Source organism: Streptomyces sp. NPDC054794 (assembly GCF_053611585.1).
The window spans coordinates 17,182-35,564 of record NZ_JBSHAQ010000010.1 but is presented as its reverse complement, the minus strand read 5'-3'; the positions used below and the strand labels follow the sequence as shown (position 1 = coordinate 35,564).

The window sequence follows — 18,383 nt, the reverse complement described above, 5'->3', positions numbered from 1 at the left end:
GGTCGCCCATCCTGCGGGGTTACACCGGGGGTGTTGGGGGGGGCGTGTGCCACTCGGGCATCCCGTCCCGCCCCCCCCCTCCGCGGGTGTGGGGGGCCTATACCCGGGGCGCCCCCGCCGATCAGGTCCGTCAGCGCATATCTGTGAGGAGGGTGTTGAGTTCAGTCGCCTGCTGTGCCTGCGACATCGGCGGGTTCGAGTGGTCGATGCCGAAGGTCTTCAGGACCTGGTCCATCTGGGCGTCGAGGAACGTCCAGCCGGTGTTGTCCAGCGGCTGCAACGAGGCTTGGTCGGCGTCCCAGAGGTCTCGCAGCGACTGGGCGGCTGCGTGCGCCCCGGTCGCGTCACCCGACCGTGCGTCCTTGAGCGAGGTCGATGCGAGTGCCTTCAGTGCGTCGACCTTCGCGGCCGGGAACTTCTTCACGGCCTCGCCAGGGGCGAGCTGAACGGTGGAGGTGGCGTCCTCCTCCGGCGCCGGGCCGACGTGCGGCCGGCTGTGCGCCCAGACCAGCAGACCCCCGGTGGCGACGGCGAGGAGGGCGAAGCACGCCAGCGCGATGCGCTCCCTGGGCGGGTTGGCAGTGATCTGCGGGGTGTGCGTGGCGTCGTAGGTCTCGGTCACGTCGGAGCGCGTCACCGTCAGGTAGATGACGGTCGCCAGGATCAGGCCGAGGAAGACCAGGCTGGTGGTGAAGGTGCCCAGCGCGAGGCCGGTCGGCTCGCCCGGCTGAGCGACCTTGGGGGAGGCGAGCCAGTCGCCGATGTTGGCGCCCAGCGGGCGGGTCAGGATGTAGGCGAGCCAGAAGGACAGCACCGGGTTCGCGCCGAACCTCCACAGAGCCGTGGTCGCCGCGATGAGGCCGAGCGGCAACAGGACCGAGACTCCCGGGCTCCAGCCGGTGAGCTCCAGGGTCCAGTCGCCGGTTGCGGTGCCGAGCGCGAAGGTGACGAGAACGGCGAGCCAGTAGAACGACTCACGCGACAGCGTCGTGACCGAGTGGATCGAAAGGGTGCGCTCGCGCAGCCACCACACGCCGAAGACCACGGCGAGCAGGACCGAGAACACTGCGGAGCTGATCCACAGCGGCACGTTGAGCTGGTCGGTCAGGATGTCCGTGTACAGCGTGCCCGTGACACTCACAACGACCACGGTCAGCCAGTACGGGAACGGGACGTACCGCTTCAGCCGCAGCTGGACGCCCAGAGCCACCACGAACACCGCGGTGAAGATCCATGCCGTGTTCACCAGGCCGACGCCCAGCTTCATGTTGATCCAGTCGGCGAAGCTCTCACCGACGGTCGTGCACAGGATCTTGATCACCCAGAACCAGATGGTGACCTCGGGAACCTTGTTCAGCATCAGCCGCCCGCTGCGGTGCGTGCGGGCTTCGCTCGTCGTTGTCATGCGGCGAGGCTGGCTCGGCCAACCTGCACACAACCTGACTACGCGATCGCCTCTGGCGTGGGGAAGGTCACCTCGACGCGACCGTGACCATCCGCGATCGCACGGACCGCCACTCCCGCGGACGCGGCGAGACGCTTGACCACAGCCAACCCCAACCCGTGCCCGTTGCCGCTGGTCACGCCCGCTTCGAAGACTCGATCAACCTCCGCCGGGTCGAACCCCGGGCCATCGTCGAGGACATTGATCACGACCCCCTGGGGCTGAATGCGCGCCGTGACCCAAACGCGCGAACTCGCATGCCGCAGGCCGTTCTCCAGCAGCGGTGACAACACGGCCACGACGAGTTCGGTTGCCACGGCGACGTCGATGTTGGTCGGGACTGCGAGTTCGATGGAGCGACCGGCGATCGCCTGTCGCGCCGCCGCCCTGAGATCGCAACGCGTACCGCCGTCGATCCGTGTCCGGGCGGCACTCAGAATCGTCGTGATGGCCGTGTTCAGGCGGTCGACTTCGGCCAGAACAGACTCTGGTGCCACCTGGTGACCGGAGAGTTGCGCCAACTGTGCCTCGCCCCGCAGGGCCGTCAAGGGCGTCCGCAACTCGTGGGCGATCTCATCGGTGAGCCGGCGCTCGTCCGCGAGCGCGTTGTCCACGCGGTCAAGTAGGCGATCGAGAGTTCGCCCGAGCTCCCCGAACTCGTCGCGAGGAACGCCGAGGTTGAATCGGCGCCCGGGCTCGTGATCGCCCCAGTCGTCGGCGAGAGCGGCCATTTCGTGGACCACCCGCAACGCACGACCCACCACGAGGTGTGCGACGACGCCCGCGAGCAGGATCGCGATGCCACCCAACATGAGCGACATCGTCAGGCTGCGCTGTTCCGACGTCTCGTACGGCGTCAGATCCACCCTCACGACCGCCATGACGTGGTGGCCTTCGAGCCGGATCGGCTGGGCATACAGAAGGTGACTGCCGACTGTGGTGGTTTGGGACCGCCCGGAGCCGACAAGCGCCTCGACGCGGTCATGGACGCTGCCCGGCACGATCCCGTCAATGAGGTGCCCATCGGCATACACCCACGAGACCGTGTCCAGCGCTTCGTTGCCGCTCTCGATCAGCACGACGTGGCCACCGCGTACGGTTACGTTCGCCGCCACCGACTCTGCACGCGAATGCGCCAGAGCGTTCGCGTCGGCGTCGGTCACCTGGCTCAGCAACACGTGCGAGACCACCACCAGCACTGCGACCACAGCTGTCGCGATCAGAACCGCGAGCGCGACAACCCTCCCGCGGAAGCCCGTCACTCCCATCGATAGCCCACCCCGCGGACCGTCGCCAGGCGATCGGCCACGCCCAGCGCACCGAGTTTGGTCCGTAGTCGGCGAACGTAGGAGTCAAGGGTGTTGTCGCTGACCTGCGCGCCATGCGGCCAACCGGCAGCAACGAGGGCGTGGCGGCGTACAGCGTCGCCCTGCGAAGCGATAAGCCTGCCCAACAACCGAAACTCGGTCGGCGTCAGGCTCTCGCTTGTCGAACCGTAGATCACGACATGTTTGGCCGGATCGAGAACGACGCCCCTTGGTGGGGTCGTCGCGGTCGTTCTGCGTAGCAGGGCACGGACCCTCACCAGCAACTCCGGGATGTCGAACGGTTTCGTCATGTAGTCGTCGGCTCCCGCCTCGAAGCCGCCCACCTTGTGATGCATGCCGTCCAGAGCGGTGAGCATCAGCACTGGGGCATCAACGCCACGTGCCCGCAGCGCCAAGCAGACATCGCGGCCATCAGCGTCCGGGAGCCCAAGATCCAGGACGACCAGGTGAGGGGCCGGCTCAAGTTGCCGCAGCAGGCTGTCCGCCGTGGAAGCGACTGCGATCGTATGGCCGTCGTGCTCGAGTGCACGCTTGAGGACGTCACGGACCGCTGCGTCATCCTCACACACCACAATAAAAGCCACACGCTGACCCTAGGTACTCCGGCCAGAGTTCTCCATTCTCCCTGGTCAGCGTACTCGTGGTGCGCGAGATCAGTAACGGCTTCTCCTTCCGGTGCGGCCGTACAGTCCTCGCCCCCGGCGAGTGTTTCGCGCTCGACCGCATCGTCCTGCCGTTCAGGCTCAGCATCGGGGACGAGCAGTGCCGTGCACCCGTCGGCGCCCCAGCCACTGACCTGGGCGTTGATCACCCGCGGCTCGCCTCGGACCTGGCGGCCCCACGCCCGCGGTACACCCTGGCGATGAGGGGGACCAGTGACAGGACGACGATCGGTGCCACCATCGGAAGCAGGTAGCGGTCGACGTTCGGGATCGACGAGCCGAGCGCGTACCCCGCGAGGCTGAGGCCGACGCTCCACACGTGCCCACCGACGACCTGCCACAGGGTGAACGTCCGTACGGGCACCTCCAGCGCCCTCGCCACCGGGTTCAGGACCGTGCGCACCACGGGCACGAAGCGGGCCAGGCGACCGGCCTGATCCACGCCCCGTTCGTCTTCCTGACCAAGGACACTCTCAATAATCCTGACGTCAACAAGCACATCTACAAAACAGCAGAAGCGAGGGTCCGCTGCTTGTGGGATGCTGGGGGTGGTGAGCGCCCCCATCCCCCCACATGGCCGAGTGTGACTGTCGAAGCACCGACGGTACACAATCCTCGACGGGCCTCGGGCGGAAAGTGCGCGGGTACGTGCTGACGGAAACGTGTGTAGCCGCGGTTGGCACCTACGCGGGGACGGGCGTAAGCGCCGATCCAAGTTCGGCGTCGTCGCTCCGGCAGTCTTGCCAGGAGCGGACGAGCTTGTCATCCAGCAGGGAGTGACGGTCACGAGTCGGGCCAGCCTTCTAAACCCCTTCGGTAGCCACCGGGGCGGTCGTCGTCGGCGGGCCATCGCCTCTGCCCGGGAGGTGGACCATTCTCTGGGGCAGGCATTGAGAATTGCCCGACCGGCTCCACCGAGGCCGAGGTCCCGATCCCGCCCCGTCGTCCTCACCATCGGGGCGCTCGCGCTCGTCCTCGGCGCTACCGCGTGTGGCCGGGCGGCCGACGTGACGTCGCCCCCACGCACCGGGGCGACGATCGGACTGCTGCTCCCCGACAACCAGACTCCCCGCTTCGAAAGATTCGACAAACCGCTGATCGAAAAAAGGATCAAGGAACTCTGCAGCGCCTGCACCGTGAGGTACGCCAGCAGCAGACACGACGTTGCCACCCAGCAACAGCAGGTAGACACCATGATCACCCAAGGGGCCGATGTCCTCATCCTCGATGTGGTGGATGGCAAAGCGCTGCGCGCCTCGGTGAATGCGGCTGCGAGGGCGGGTGTCCCGGTCGTCGCATACGACCGTCTCGCGGATGGACCCATATCCGGTTACGTCACATTCGACGGCGGGCAGGTCGGCCGACTGCAAGGCGAGGGACTACTGAAGGCCCTCGGCGACAAGGCCCACGACGGGCAGATCGTCATGATGAACGGCGGGGAGACCGATCCCAATTCCGGATGGTTCAAGGACGGCGCTCTCTCCGTTCTCCACAACAAAGTGAAAATCGCCAGGGCCTACGACACGCTCGGATGGCGTCCAGAGAACGCCCACGCCAACATGTCCGCAGCCATCGCATCACTCGGCGCCGACAAGATAGCCGGTGTGCTGGCGGCGAACGATGGCCTCGCGGGCGGCGTCATAGCCGCCCTCAAATCGGCCAAGGTGGCCCCCCTGCCGCCCGTCACCGGCCAGGACGCCGACCTGGCGGGCATCCAACGGATCATCCAGGGTGAGCAGTACATGACGGTGTACAAACCCTTCCGGCTCGAGGCCGACGCCGCTGCAGACATGGCCGTCAGGCTGGCGCGCGGCGAGAGCATCACGAACATGAAGACGACGACTGACAATGCCACCAACACCGGGATCCCCACTGTGCTGCTGCGCCCACAATCGGTCACAGCCGGCAACGTCAAGGCAACCGTGATTCACGACGGGCTATACACGATCCACCAAGTTTGCTCTGGTAAATACTCTGCTGCTTGTCAGCGGCTCGGTCTGATCGGACGGCGCTGACGGCAGGTGCCCACCGCCATCCCACCTCGGCTCGCCATAGGAGATGCACATGACGAGCGGCTCGACTCCGCCCCTCCTGGCGTTGCGCGGTGTCTCCAGACGATTCGGCGCAGTCAGGGCGCTCATCGACGTCGATCTGGAGATACGTGCGGGTCGTGTCATTGCCTTGGTGGGAGACAACGGGGCCGGCAAGACCACACTGGTGAACGTCGTTTCGGGTGTCGACCCGCCCGACGTCGGCGTGATCGAGTGGGAAGGGCGCCCCGTGCGGATCACGCACCCGCGGGATGCGCAGGCGCTGGGGATCGCCACTGTCCATCAGGACCTCGCGTTGTGCGAGAACCTCGACGTGGTGGGCAATGTATTCCTGGGCCGTGAGATACACAGGTACGGCTTCCTCAACGAACCGGTGATGGAAAACCGGACGCGGGATCTGTTCAAGATGCTCAGTGCGCGCGTGCCTGATCTCCGACTGCCCGTCGCGACGCTGTCCGGTGGACAGCGGCAGACCGTCGCCATCTCGCGCTCGCTTCTGGGCCGACCGAAGCTGATCCTGCTGGACGAGCCGACCGCGGCCCTGGGGGTCGAGCAGACCGCACATGTTCTCGAGTGCATCGACGACATGCGCGATCGTGGCCTCGGTGTCCTCCTCATCACTCACGACCTGGGCGTTGTGAAAGCAATCGCCGACCGGGTCTCCGTCCTGAGGCTCGGGCGCAACAACGGCTTCTTCGACGTCAACACCACGTCGCAGGAAGACATCGTCTCATCGATCACGGGCGCCACGCACAGCGACTTCAAGTACTGCGAGCAGGACGAGATCGACTGGGAGCTGTGAGGCGATGCGTCGACCGAGGAACGCTGCCCCGGGTGAGTGCGGAGGGAGGTCGCCTACGAAGAATGCCCGGAGCGCCGTCATAAAGTGCGCGGACGTCAATCGTCACCTCGCGACCTTCGGGCGCAGGCTGAAAGCGGGCGAACTCGGCTCTCTACCGGTTCTCCTCGGCCTTGCCACTATCTGGATGGTTTTCCAGGCTCTCAACTCGCAGTTCCTGTCGGCGCGGAACCTTTCCAACATCAGCGTCGACATGGTGGGCACGGGCATGATCGCGGTCGGTATCGTGTTCGTGCTGCTGCTGGGGGAGATCGACCTGTCGGTCGGTTCGGTGAGCGGTCTGGCGGCTGCCGCGTTCGCCGTGCTGAACGTCAACCTAGGCATGGCAGAAGGAGTCGCCGCCCTCGTCGCGATACTCGCCGGCTCGGCGACCGGAGTCGTCCAGGGATTCTTCGTCGCCAAGGTGGGTGTCCCCAGCTTCGTCGCCACGCTCGCCGGATTGCTGAGCTGGAACGGGCTCATGCTCTACATCCTGGGCTCGACCGGAACCATCAACCTGGACGACGAGGGCCTGGTGGCCTTACTGACGAGCTTCTACTTCAATGATGTGGCCGTGGCCTACACCCTGGCCGCCGCTGGAACGGCCGCTTATTTCCTCGTCTCCTACCGCGACTCCAGGTGTCGGCGGAACTTGGGACTGGGCTCGCGACCTCTTGGCGATATCGCCCTCCACACCGCAATGGTCGCCGTCGCCGTCTTCGCCGCCGCCTACGTACTCAACCGTTTCCAGGGACTGCCGCTGGCCCTCCTCATCTTCCTCCTGGTCGTCGTCGCCCTCGAATGCGTTCTGCGGCGGACCCTGTACGGGCGCGACATCTACGCGCTCGGTGGGGGTGTGGAGGCCGCACGCAAAGCAGGTCTGAAGGTCGCGTGGGTGAGGATCTCCGTCTTCACGATCTCCGGCACCATGGCCGCAGTCGGCGGGTTGTTCCTCGCCTCGCGGGTGACCTCGGCCAGCCAGACCTCCGGCTCGGGCAACCTCCTCATCAACGCCATCGCCGCCGCCGTCATAGGCGGAACCAGCCTGTTCGGAGGCCGGGGCAGTACCTGGTCGGCACTGCTCGGCGCGCTGGTTATTCAGTCGATCGCCTCAGGCGTGGCATTGATGGGCGTCCCGACCGCTGCCGAGTACATGATCACCGGTGGGGTCCTGCTGCTCGCCGTCGTCATCGATTCGCTCTCACGCCGCGCGCAGAAGGCCCACGGCCGTATTTGAAGCTGGCCGGCGTCAGGCCGGTCGCCGGCGTGAGACGCGCAGGACGGCGGGGGAGCAGGCGAGCAGCAGACACAGCCCGGTCTCGGCCCACTGAAGCGGCCACAGACGGGGTGCGGGGTGGATTTCGGCCCAGTGTCCGCTGCGCCCGTGCTCAGTCATACAGCTGTCGTAGCTGCGAGCCGAATAGCAGATCGGCATGGTCTCGCTCACCCCGTCCGTCTGCGCGACCAGCCGGGCTCTTCGAGGCCCAAGCCGTGGGCCTCGACGTCGAGCACGCCGACGTTCAAGCCATGCCGCTGGACATAGGACAGGGCGGTGCGGTCGGTGCCGGCCCAGCCGGTCCACAGCGGGCCGAAGGCCTGGTCGATCTTGGCCGACCAGGGACAGGCAGGGTCGATCTGCGCAGCCCACGTGCGTACCGCGAGATCGGCGTGCGGGTAAATGCTGAAGTCGGCGGCCACAGACTGACCGACTCGACCTTGCACACAAGGTCAACAAGTAGGCCAAGTCCTTCAGGACAAACCGCATCGCCGGCAGCGGCGAGGCCCTCGCGAACGGCGCGGCTGGCAGCGACAGCGCGTGGAAGGCGCTGATGCGTTCGCTGCTGCCTGCCTCGACGCGGGATGGTAATCCTTGCTGCCGGAGCGGTACGCGACCACGTGATCGAAGCGGGCGGCGGCCGGCGCGAAGAAGCGGTCGAAGTGCTCGTCGCGGTCGTATTGGTTGCCGATGTACCCGAGGACGAGGTCCCGGGGCTTCTTGGCGAGCACGATCGGATCCGCCCCGGCGAGGAGACGGTCGTCGACCGGGAAGAGCAGACGGAGGCTCCCAACGTCGGTTCGAGAGCGGCCGTGCACACGGTGGCATGGCGGACGCGCCGCCACACGCTGTCCGGCCGGAGCCGGCGGTCCTTGTCCCAGAGCACGGTCGGCTTCTTCCTGCGTTCGGTGTCCCGGCTGACCAGCTCGGCCTGGCAGTGCAGGTCCCGCCCGTCGATCGCCCTGCGCCACTCCAGGAAGAGCACGAGGACCGTGCCGGCTGTGCCTCCCTGCTCCACCAGGCGGAAGCGGACCGTGCAGCCGAATCATGGTGCACGACCGCCGCCGCTCATTCCAGAGGGCGATCACGTATTCGAGCCCTGAGTCGGTGCCCGACACCGGATTTCTGCGGGTCGCAGGTACGCCGTGATCCCGTCGTCGGCGAATCCGATGGCCTCGGTCCATCGACACCTCATGAAAGAGGCTCGTGCGGGGGGCCTCGACAATGAACCCGGGGTCTCGCGGGGTGGCGGCATTGACGGTCGAGCAGCCGAACTTGTGGGTCTGCACATCCGGGCAGCCCTAGGCTGGCGGATTGTCAAGTGCGTAACGTGGAGTAGGCGAAGACCATGAGCAGTCTCACCGAGGCCAACCTCAAGAAGTGGGCTGGTGCCCGTTCTTTCGAGCGCGCGCTCGGATACCTGGATGCGGTGTCCGGAGTCGAGGTCGGTGACGGATGGATCACTGCCAGCGTTCAGGGCACGGAACGGTACGAGGTGGAGCTGACCCTGGACGGGCCCGGCGGCGTGACCGGCGCATGCGACTGCCCGTACGGCCTGGAGGGTAACTTCTGCAAGCACCTGGTCGCCCTGGGCCTGAGGGTGCTTGCCCAGAGGGAGTCCCTGCCCCGGCAGCGGGAGGCGGCCCGGGAGCGTGCGCAGGACCTGGACGGATGGCTGTTCGCCTTGTCCAAGGACGAGTTGCTCGCTCTGCTGCGGGAACAGATCGACGAGGACCGGCAGTTGCGTCGACACCTGGAACTGCGGGCCGCGAGCGTCCGCGGGGACCTGGCTGCGGTCCGGGTCCGTATCCGCGACCTGCTCGACGTCGGACCCTTCGCGCAGTACGGGTACGTCGAGTACGCCGATGCCCGCGCCTACGCCGACCAGGCCGGGCTGTCGGTGTCCGCGATCAGGGCGCTGACCGGCTCCGGCCGGGCTGCTGATGCGATCACCCTGGCGCGGGAGGCGATGCGGCTGCTGGCACAGGCGGCGGAGAGCGTCGACGACTCGGACGGCTGGTTGGGGCAGATCGGCGCAGACCTCGCCGACTCCCACCTCGACGCGTGCCGTGCGGCACGCCCCGATCCCGAGCAGCTCGCGCGCTGGCTGGTCGGCCATGCGCTCGGCGACATCGACGACAACCTGACCGACATTGATCCGCTCGATTACGAGGACGTCCTCGGCGAAGAAGGAATGGCCGTCCTGCGGAAGTCGGCGGTGGAGGCGTGGCGGGGCAACCGCCGCGGCTGGGCGGAAAAGCACCTGATGGAGCGTCTGGCCAAGGCGGGAGGCGATGTCGACGCGGTGATCGCCATACATGCGGCCGACCTCTCACCGAACGGCCACACGCACCTCGTGATCGCCCGCGAGCTGGACACAGCCCGGCGCCCGGACGAGGCCCTGTGCTGGGCAGAACGCGGCATCCGGGAGACCCGGGACCTCGCCGCCGTCGACACTGCTCTCGTCGACTACCTCTGTGACCGCTACACCCAGGCGGACCGTCTGTCGGATGCCGTCGCCGTGCGCCGCGACCACTTCCGCGCCCGCCGCACCCTGACCGCGTACCAACAACTGCGCGCCGCCGCGCGAGCCGCGGACTGCTGGCCGGCCGAGCGCGAAGGAGCCCTTACCCTGCTGCGGGCCGAAGCGGAGCGGCGGCAACAGGGCCGGAACGGCGACCCGATCCTGGTCGATGCCCTGCTCGACGACAAGGACGTCGACACCGCCTGGCAGGCCGCCACCCAAACCGGAGCCCACGACCGGCAATGGCTTGCCCTCGCCGACCAGGCGCGGGCCCACCGTCCCGCCGACGCGCTCGGCGTCTACCTGCGCCTGGCCGAGCCGCTCACCAAGCAGACCGGCAACGCAATCTACGAGCAGCTCGTCAGCCTGCTGCTGAGCATCCGGGACTGCCACCGATGCCTGGAAACGGAGGACGAGTTCACCGTGTACGTCACCGCCCTGCGCACTGCCCAGAAGCGCAAGCGGAACCTGATGCGCCTGATGGACGAACAGGGACTATGAGCCAGATGGTGGCTCGGAGATCCGCTCGTCCTCGGCCCGCTGACGGGCGCGCGCAAGCATCGAGGGCGTGATGTCAAGCCCTGTGACATCTACGCCCGCCCGCGCGATCGGCAGGGTGATGCGCCCGGGTTCCGCAGGCGACCTCCAGGACCGGATCGCCCGCTCGGACCGCTTGGCCGAGGAAGAAGGGGATGTCGTGGGTGCGCGGTGAACTCCTGATCGTAGAAGACCGCATCGGCGTATGCGGCCAGATCCTTCAGTGGTTTCACCGTGCCACCGCCGGCGTCGGGCCGAAAGCGTCGGCAAGGCTGGTCAGGATGGACCCGGACCAGCTGCTCTTCCCGAACACGCTGACCGGCATAGCGAGTACGCCGCACTCGCGCTGGAGTGTCTCCGCCGGGATTTCAACGGGGAAGAAGTAGTTGCCGGGACAAGTCCGGCTCGCCGTGGGAATCGCCCCGAGCACTTCGTCGGGCAACCGGTCGAACAGTCGTTCAGCCCGTGCGGCCAGTTCGTCGACGACCTGCCAGGGCACGTCGCTGTGTTCGGTCAGCAGGCCATCGGCGAGCCTCAGCTGTGCAGGCTCCGGCGGATCCGCACGGAACGCTTCGGCCAATTCGGCTTGCGCCGGACCCAGCAGGACCACGCCGAACGTGCGTGGCCACAGCCATCCCTTGGTGACCGAATGCAGCAGGAACGCTCGACCGGTGTCCAGCAATCGCCGTGTGCCGGCAGCGAACGTGGCCCCCAGGTCGTAGACGCTGTCGATCAGCAGGCAGCGGCGTGGTGATTCCCGCAACCACGAAATCACCGCGGCGCACTCGGCATCGGACAGGTATCGGCCGAGCGGCTTGCTGGGGTTGGCGAGCAGCAGGTATTCGGGCCGGTGGTCCGCCGACGACCTCGGCAGGACCGGCGCCGGTAGCGTCGGGTAGGACCCGGGCGCCAGGCCCGCGGCGCGGGCCAGCTCGAAGTAGACCGGGTACACGTCGCTGGGCAGCCACAACCGCGCTTGCACGGTGCGCAGCCAGTGGAACAGCACACCGAGCCCGTGCCGGACCCCTCGACAGACCATGGCGTGGCCGGACCACTCTTCCGGCAGCTCGAAGCGCCGCAGCCAGGCACGGGCGAGATCGCACCGGTGCACCGTACTCGTGTGGGTCGGCGGTTCCGGTCGCATCGGAGCAAGCGCCCGGTACACGTTGGTCTCGGCGGCGTCCAGAAGCGACGAGGAAGCACTGAGTTGCCGCTGCCGGAATTCCTGGAACTCCTCGAACCTCATGCCGCCGCACCTTCCGGCACGATCTCGCTGGCCCGGTCTTCCAGGGAGGCGTAGCAGCGTCCGTCGGCCATGACGTTCCAGCTGCGTGCGATCCCGCTGGTGCGTTCCCACAGCAGGCTGGGCTCGGTGTAAGCGGCGATCCGCATCGGCCGTCCGTCCCAGCTGCCGTGGTAGACCGGCGCGCCCCAGGGCAGGCGGCTCGCCAGTTCGAAGCCGTACTGCTCGGCGAACCGGGTGACGATGGACAGCGAAACCTGGTGCTCTCGGCTCCAGACGTTGGCGGCGCGGTCGAAGTAGAGCGACTCGGTGCTGGTGGATACGTAGAGCTCTTTGAAGCAGACTTCCTCGACACCGAGAGCCGCGGCCCACGAAAGGTAGTCGGCGACCCCGGCCGCGTCGGCAACGCCGCCGTGCTGGAGCACGCAGATCAGCCTCATCCGCAGCCCCGGCCAGCGGTCACGTTCCACGCGCCAGGTGTCGATGACAGAGCTCACCGGCGTGCGCAGCATCATCAGCCGCTCGTTGGCGTCGTCGTCGTGGTGGTGCCGGGAGACCGCCAGCACGCTCAGGCCTGCGGCGCTCAGGGCTGCGAGGCGGCCGGCCCGGTCAGCGTGCCGGCCTTTCGCCAGAGTGTGCGCGTTGGTGATCAGGACGACCTTCGGGAAGGCCGCCGAGCAGGCGGACACCAGTCGCAGCTGCTGTTCGAACGGTATGAGCGTGGGCTCCCCGCCGCCGGTGATCACTGCACGCTCGGCACCCGCCGCACGGGCGCGCTCCAGCCAGTGGACGACCGCCTCCCACGGGACCCGTGCCGGCGCTTGGTCGCTGGAGATCGAAGCCGCGGAGAAGCAGAACGAACACCGGGCTTGGCAGGCGGAGGCGACCGGCAGAAGCGAAACCGAACGCGGCCGCAGGTCGGCGTAGCGACGCAGTGCCGATCCGTGCAGGTGCAGGGAGGCCGCCATCGCATCCTCGACAGTCGTCGGGCGCAGAGTGAACTCGTCGCCCACTTGATCGAGCTCGTGGACGGCTGACAACCGGATACGAGCCTCGTGCAGTTCCATGCCGAGGCCGGTCGACACGTTGGGCACCAGCCTGTCGGGGTTCACCATGGTTTCCAGCACCAGCAGTTGGTCGCCCTCAATGGCCAGACGGTCCAGCAAGCGTCGCGCCTTGCCGATGCCGATTCCCAACTCCGCACGGGTCAGCAGGTGGAACCGGTCGGGATAGGTACTCTCCGGAATCCCTGCCTTGTCGTAAGCGAACGCGTACTTGTCGAAGCCCTTCGCGAAGTTCGACAGCACGATGACGTGGAAGCGCTGGTCGCTGTGGTTCATCCCGTCATCATGCATGAACGGGCCCGGACGTCATGGGCCGAACTGCAGGCGGAACGCGGTGTTCCCATCCGATCCGTCATCAACGACACGCCCCGCCCTGTCGCGGTCCACGACGCGGCCACCGGTGACCTGGAGACCGTTGCCAGCCCGGTGTGGCCGAGGACCTGCCCTTCGTCACGAGCACCCCGGCCGCACGCACGATCTCACTCCGGCCCGCGTCCACCGGATCATCCGCATACGTCCACGAAGTGTCCACCCGCTCGGCCGGTGAACTGGGCAAGGCCCTTGGCGCGGACAGCGGGATTTGCAAGAGCGAGGTGCGGCCCGACTCCTCGCCTCGCACACCCACCGGCCCGCCGGGTGAGGGGCGGGGTTGCCTCCACATCCTCTGGGGGTGCTGCGTGCGATGGCCAGCCCAGCACCCTTCATCCTGCCTCACACGCAGAGGACGGCGCAGCATGACCGAGCTCTACCCCGCACCCCCAACGGCACGCCCGCACTACCGGCGGCGTCAGGTTGAAGTAGTACAAAGACGAGTCCTTCTGCTCCTTGCCGAACAGCTCGACGCACTCGGCGAAGTCGTGCATCACCGCGCCCAGCGAGAAGACGGCCCCGCACTCTCCACGTTCCTCGTGGAGAGTGCGGGGCCGTCTTCTCGTATCCGGCAGGGTTCCGTGCCACCCAGGTAGCGCAGGGACGTTCATCGGAGTCAGGAATACCGGCGGCGCTCACCGGGGCGGCAGAAGACCACATTGCGGTGATGAGGAGAGCCCCGGACTCCGTGCGTTCAGCAGGCGATCGGGACCCAGGTGTGCACGGGGTAGGTGCGGGTGGAGGGGTCCCTGAAGCTCGACAGGATGTCGAGTTCGGCGCCGGTGGGCGGGGCGACCAGCCTGAACGTCTGCCACGTGTCACCGGTGGAATCGGCGGTGCCGGACGCTCCCGAGGTGTAGCCCTTCTTGCCGGGGATCCAGTAGTCGGTCCAGACCGGCAGCCCCGCGAAGCCGGGATCGTCGTGCGAGAGGTGCACGGTCACGTCCACCGCACGGACGGAGAACGGCCATGTGCCGACGGTAGTGCACTGCTGGAAGACGGTGGTGCGGGCGAGGTCTGGCCACCACCTTTTGTCGACCTCGCTCGTGTTGTCCCGCGTGCAGTGGAGCAGGGGACGCGTCAGCGTGTTGCTGTAGTAGGTGCCGTCGGGCCAGGCGATCTCGAAACTGATGCTCAACGTCGAGTCGGCGGGCGGGGAGCCGATCGTGTAGTTGAAGGTGGCGTTGCCCCTGACGGGGTCGTACTGGCCGAAGAGGGTGCCGTGCTTGCTGGTGCCGGGGATGGTGTAGACGACGGTGATCTTGGATCCGGCGGGGTCGTGTCCGATGGCTTCGAAATTCAGGCTGAGCCGATCCACGGGTACGGCGATGGTCGTCGTACCGCTCCCGATGGTGTCTATGCCGCAGTGCTGGTCGATCCAGGGATCCCGCCCATCAATGCCGGCGAAGGCGGGTGACGCTCCGGCGGCGGTCAGGCCGATGAGTACGGCCAGACTCGCGATAAGTGCTCTCCAGGTTCTCCAGGTCATCGCGGATGCTCCCCCAGATAGTCGGTGCCGACGATGCTGTCCACTTGCGGCGCCAGAGACGCCGACACGGCGCACCCGGTTCCGACTCAGAACGGCTTTTGGCCGAGCCGATAGGCGGCGGCGTATTCGTTGGCGGCCAAGGATCCGCGGGGGTAGCCGGCGGGGAGCCGCCCCAGAACGTTGCGTGGCGCGGCTGTGCGGGTCGTCATCGCGGCTGACGCTGGCACTGAGGCAAGGAAGAGTCCGGCCCCTCGTGGAGTACCCGGTCTGATTCACCGGCTCCTCCGACGCCTGAACCCGCGCCGAATCGCTCGGTGCAACGCTCCAGCAATTCACCGGTCGGCAACCTCATCTGCGGTTGGTAGTCGCCTGCTCGTTCGCGCCAGCCGACCCGTCGCCGCCTCCGCGGGGCGGATGCGAGGACTTGACGGAGACCGACGAACCTCACCGGGCCTCGTGCTCGCCGCAGCGGGCCAGCGCCTCCGCGGCCTCGCGTGTACGCGGGTGGTCGCTGCCCTGGACACGGATCATGTCGGCCAGCAGCGAGGTGAGGAGGGCGGCCGCCCCACCGCTGTCGCCCGAGAGTTCCAGGAGCTCGGCGCGTTGCTGACGGGTCCGCAGCGCACGTGGGTGGTCGGCACCGAGCACGCTGTCGACGGCGGGTTGGAGTTCGGCCAACTCCGCGAGCGCCGTGGTCGGCTCGCCGGCGAGGCCGCGCCAGAAGCTCAGGTTGACGCGGTAGGTGAGAGTGGTCGGATGGTCGGCGCCGAGCGCGAGCTCCGCGTCCTCGGCGGCGGCGGTGAACTCCTCGACCGCGAGCTCACGTTCGCCCGCCAGTCCTCGCCAGTAGGCGAGGTTGTGCCGGGCGATGAGGGTGTCCCGATGGAGGCGGCCGACGGCGGACTCCAGCTGTGTCACCGCCCGAAGGTAGATGTCGACCGCCGCATGTGAGTCGCCCGCCTCGCCTGTCCACCTGCCCAGATCGGCGAGGACGCTCAGCGTGAGCGGATGTCCGGGGCCGTGCCGCTGTTCCAGCATCTCGACAAGGGCGGCGCAGGCGTCCCGCGCGCCGACGGCGTCGCCGGCCAGACCACGGCAGAGAGCGGCGTGGCTTCGCGCGTCGATCACCAGGGCATGGCCCGGGCCGAGTCCGTCCGCTGCCTGGTCGGCGAGTTCGGTGAAGTCGCGCAGGGCGGCGGCCACCGCACCCTCTTCCATTCGGAAGCGGGCCTCGTGCTGCCGTATCGTCAGAGTGTCCGGATCCCTCGGGCCCAGGATCCGCTCGGCTTCCCGCCGGATGTGCTCCAGCGATATGCGGGTCGACGCCGCCTCCCCCAGCTCGCCGACGGCCAGGGCGACCCGGCAGCGCAGGTACAGGACATCGCGGTGGTCGTCTCCGAGGCGGGACCGCGCCAGCTCCAGCAACTCCTGGCAGACGTCCCGCGCCGCCGCGTCACGGCCGAGGCCGGTCAGATAGGGGCCTATGCGGCGCAGGACAGGGTGCAGGCGCCCGTCCCACAGCAGGTCACCGCCCGTCGTCCTGCGCAGGACTTCGACGCTGCGGTACAGGGCTGCCTCCGTCTCAGGCTCGTATGCGTACTCCGCCGTGGACGACCAGAGCTCCTCGACCGCGTCGGCTGCTGCCACGGCGAGACGCGGTCGGACCTGCTCCGGCACGCTCTCGCGTGCCGCACGCTGTACAAGGGCGTGTACCTCGATCGAGGCAGGTGTGCGGGACGGGTCGTGCGTCACCAGGCTGAGCCGGTGCAGAGCGCGCAGCGAGAGGAGCACGGCCCGTTCGCCGGGCTGTGCCGGGCCGCGGCCTGTGACGCTGTGGTCGTCCGCGCCTTGCACGATCCACCGGCGGGCCGCCATCGTGTGCAACACCGCCTCCGTGATGCCCTCCGGTGCGAGCATCGACAGGAGTTCCAGGGTGGCCCTGGCGCTTCCGGAGGGCGCGAGAGTTTCTGCCCGGTCCAGGGCGAGCCGCCAGGCGGTGGCCACCGTTTCGCCGTGTTCGTCGGCAGGGGAGGTCGCCGGCAGCAGATCGGAGAGTGTCTGCCGTTGGTCCTCCAGGAGTTGACGGTACGTGGTCAGAGGTATGCCGGTGTCGATGAGGAACGCCGCCGCCTGGGACAGTGCGAGGGGGAAGTGTCCGAGCCTGCCCGCCAACGCGTGCAGCTCCCCTTCGTCGTCCCCGCCGGCGTCGGCCGCGAGCCGTGAACGGAGGTAGTCGACGGCCTCCTTGGGCGCGAAGGTTCCGACCTGCACGATCCGGGAGGACGAACGGATCACCGCCGCGTCCCGCCGACGGGTCGTCACCATGCTCTTGCCGTGTTCCCCGACCGGCCGGATGCCCCGCAAATCCGCAGGCTCGTCGACGTCGTCCAGCACCACGAGCCATGGCCGCGTCGTCGTACGCAGCCAGGCCACGAAGAGGTCGGCCTGGGTCTCGTCGTCCCATCCGCTTCCGCCTTCCCCGCCCGCGACCACACGCCACGCGCGCGCGTACGCCGTGAACACGGACTGGCGTGATGAGGCGGGCACCCACACCCGTACCCCGCCGGGCTGCCGGAACCGGTGGAAGGCGGCTGCGGCGAGTTGCGACTTCCCCACTCCGCCCGCCCCCGTGAGGACGACCTCCCGGACCGCGTCGTCCCACAGCGCCACGTCGATCGCACTCGACAGGGCCACCCGCTTCCGCAACGAGGCGGCATCGCTCGGCGGTCGACCGATGACCACCTCGTCCGCAGTGCCCCCAGGCCGGTCGGCGGCGATACGCGGCGCGGGCACCGCAGGGGCGCGGTCCTCGTACGCCGCGCGCCACAGCCGCTCCCAACCGGCGATCGAGAACCGCGGATCAGCGGGGCCCGACTCGACCGCGCGCACGAGAGCGACCACGGCATGGAAGTCACGGGGCACCGACCGCCCGCTCAGCCACTCACCGAGACGGCGGGCATTGATGCTGACGCGGCGCCCGGACGGCAGCGTCGTACGGCTCGCTCGCCGGGCCAGCACCTCGTCCGACAGATCCGGCACTTTGCGCCGAAGTCGCGTCAGCGCAGCGGCGAACGCCGCTCTCGGCGACTCCGGGGGCTCCGGCTCTTCCATCCCAGGAACTCTAGGCGGAACGCCCGATTTGGGGAACCGGTTCCGGGTCCCCGCTCCGGCCCGGTCCGGGGACTTCTCGTACCGTTCTCCCGCCCGGTCCGACCTGCCCTGATGTCACCTGGGGGAGGTCTGCGCGCAGAGCGACGGATCGGTGGCGAAGTACGTTGCCGCTCCATCGGATCCGATAAGACGGAGGCAGCGACATGGCGCAGGAACAGACAGGCGGCAACCTCGCCGGATGGCGAGCACTGGTCCTCATCGGGACCCTCGGCAACGCCGTCGGCCTCGTCGGCGGAGCACCGGTCGTCACCCTCGCCGCGGCCCCTCTCACGATAACCGGACTGATCGGTCTGGTGTCGGCACGGCGCAAGCAGCGATCGTAGCGAGTAAGAGCCCTATTCGGAGCACCGAGCAGGCGATTCCGGTTGATCACCACGCCGATGTCCT

General features: G+C 68.0%; 16 protein-coding genes and 1 pseudogene. 6 read left to right on the top strand and 11 right to left on the bottom strand.

Annotated elements, in window-relative coordinates; translation table 11 throughout:
- Positions 1 to 130: 130 nt before the first annotated feature.
- The 4 genes and pseudogenes from ACWGKT_RS12800 to ACWGKT_RS12785 form a co-directional block, all read right to left on the bottom strand.
- Positions 131 to 1,405, bottom strand: a complete 1,275-nt coding sequence (locus ACWGKT_RS12800) for a COG4705 family protein (protein WP_453273586.1) — start codon at positions 1,403 to 1,405, stop codon at positions 131 to 133.
- 38 nt (positions 1,406 to 1,443) lie between these two features.
- Positions 1,444 to 2,712, bottom strand: a complete 1,269-nt coding sequence (locus tag ACWGKT_RS12795; RefSeq protein ID WP_453273585.1) for a sensor histidine kinase — start codon at positions 2,710 to 2,712, stop codon at positions 1,444 to 1,446.
- The gene (locus ACWGKT_RS12790; protein ID WP_453273584.1) at positions 2,703 to 3,356 is read right to left on the bottom strand and encodes a response regulator transcription factor; all 654 of its coding nucleotides are present in this window, start codon (positions 3,354 to 3,356) and stop codon (positions 2,703 to 2,705) included. Before ACWGKT_RS12790 ends, ACWGKT_RS12795 begins: the two co-directional genes overlap by 10 nt.
- 223 nt (positions 3,357 to 3,579) lie before the next feature.
- Positions 3,580 to 3,867, bottom strand: a pseudogene (locus ACWGKT_RS12785) (DedA family protein); the annotation flags it as partial.
- A gap of 574 nt (positions 3,868 to 4,441) precedes the next feature.
- Here ACWGKT_RS12785 and ACWGKT_RS12780 point away from each other — a divergent pair.
- From ACWGKT_RS12780 to ACWGKT_RS12770, 3 genes are read left to right on the top strand one after another with little or no spacing between them, the layout of a single operon-like run.
- On the top strand, positions 4,442 to 5,449 hold the full coding sequence (locus tag ACWGKT_RS12780; protein ID WP_453273583.1) for a sugar ABC transporter substrate-binding protein: 1,008 nt from the start codon (positions 4,442 to 4,444) through the stop codon (positions 5,447 to 5,449).
- A gap of 49 nt (positions 5,450 to 5,498) precedes the next feature.
- Positions 5,499 to 6,287, top strand: a complete 789-nt coding sequence (locus ACWGKT_RS12775) for an ATP-binding cassette domain-containing protein (protein WP_453273582.1) — start codon at positions 5,499 to 5,501, stop codon at positions 6,285 to 6,287.
- Between the two features lie 4 nt (positions 6,288 to 6,291).
- Positions 6,292 to 7,560, top strand: a complete 1,269-nt coding sequence (locus ACWGKT_RS12770) for a sugar ABC transporter permease (RefSeq protein ID WP_453273581.1) — start codon at positions 6,292 to 6,294, stop codon at positions 7,558 to 7,560.
- Between the two features lie 12 nt (positions 7,561 to 7,572).
- On the opposite strand, the gene ACWGKT_RS12765 is transcribed toward ACWGKT_RS12770, so the two are convergent.
- Together ACWGKT_RS12765 and ACWGKT_RS12760 are read right to left on the bottom strand one after the other, a co-directional pair.
- Positions 7,573 to 7,719, bottom strand: a complete 147-nt coding sequence (locus ACWGKT_RS12765; RefSeq protein ID WP_453273580.1) for a hypothetical protein — start codon at positions 7,717 to 7,719, stop codon at positions 7,573 to 7,575.
- A gap of 47 nt (positions 7,720 to 7,766) precedes the next feature.
- Positions 7,767 to 8,021: a hypothetical protein gene (locus tag ACWGKT_RS12760; RefSeq protein ID WP_453273579.1), complete on the bottom strand. Its 255-nt coding sequence runs from the start codon at positions 8,019 to 8,021 to the stop codon at positions 7,767 to 7,769.
- Positions 8,022 to 8,219: 198 nt separating this feature from the next.
- Between ACWGKT_RS12760 and ACWGKT_RS12755 the strand changes: the two genes are divergently transcribed.
- Positions 8,220 to 8,702, top strand: coding sequence for a hypothetical protein (locus ACWGKT_RS12755; protein ID WP_453273578.1), 483 nt, complete (start codon positions 8,220 to 8,222; stop codon positions 8,700 to 8,702).
- Positions 8,703 to 8,947: 245 nt separating this feature from the next.
- Entirely contained in the window at positions 8,948 to 10,624 is a 1,677-nt protein-coding gene (locus tag ACWGKT_RS12750) for an SWIM zinc finger family protein (RefSeq protein ID WP_453273577.1), read from the top strand.
- On the opposite strand, the gene ACWGKT_RS12745 is transcribed toward ACWGKT_RS12750, so the two are convergent.
- The 5 genes from ACWGKT_RS12745 to ACWGKT_RS12725 all read right to left on the bottom strand — a co-directional run bounded on the left by ACWGKT_RS12745 (position 10,619) and on the right by ACWGKT_RS12725 (position 17,936).
- A complete protein-coding gene (locus ACWGKT_RS12745; RefSeq protein WP_453273576.1) occupies positions 10,619 to 10,930 on the bottom strand; it encodes a class I SAM-dependent methyltransferase in 312 nt (103 codons plus the stop codon). The genes ACWGKT_RS12750 and ACWGKT_RS12745 overlap by 6 nt on opposite strands.
- On the bottom strand, positions 10,890 to 11,906 hold the full coding sequence (locus ACWGKT_RS12740; protein WP_453273575.1) for an aminotransferase class I/II-fold pyridoxal phosphate-dependent enzyme: 1,017 nt from the start codon (positions 11,904 to 11,906) through the stop codon (positions 10,890 to 10,892). Before ACWGKT_RS12740 ends, ACWGKT_RS12745 begins: the two co-directional genes overlap by 41 nt.
- Entirely contained in the window at positions 11,903 to 13,243 is a 1,341-nt protein-coding gene (locus tag ACWGKT_RS12735) for a radical SAM protein (protein WP_453273574.1), read from the bottom strand. The genes ACWGKT_RS12740 and ACWGKT_RS12735 overlap by 4 nt, the downstream gene beginning before the upstream one ends.
- 787 nt (positions 13,244 to 14,030) lie before the next feature.
- Positions 14,031 to 14,825 carry a hypothetical protein gene (locus ACWGKT_RS12730; protein ID WP_453273573.1) on the bottom strand — a complete coding sequence of 265 codons (795 nt, stop codon included), beginning with the start codon at positions 14,823 to 14,825 and terminating at the stop codon, positions 14,031 to 14,033.
- Between the two features lie 444 nt (positions 14,826 to 15,269).
- Positions 15,270 to 17,936 (bottom strand): tetratricopeptide repeat protein, encoded by a 2,667-nt coding sequence (locus ACWGKT_RS12725; RefSeq protein ID WP_453273572.1) that lies wholly within the window; start codon positions 17,934 to 17,936, stop codon positions 15,270 to 15,272.
- Positions 17,937 to 18,139: 203 nt separating this feature from the next.
- Here ACWGKT_RS12725 and ACWGKT_RS12720 point away from each other — a divergent pair, with 203 nt between their 5' ends.
- The gene (locus tag ACWGKT_RS12720; protein WP_453273571.1) at positions 18,140 to 18,319 is read left to right on the top strand and encodes a hypothetical protein; all 180 of its coding nucleotides are present in this window, start codon (positions 18,140 to 18,142) and stop codon (positions 18,317 to 18,319) included.
- Positions 18,320 to 18,383: the final 64 nt, after the last annotated feature.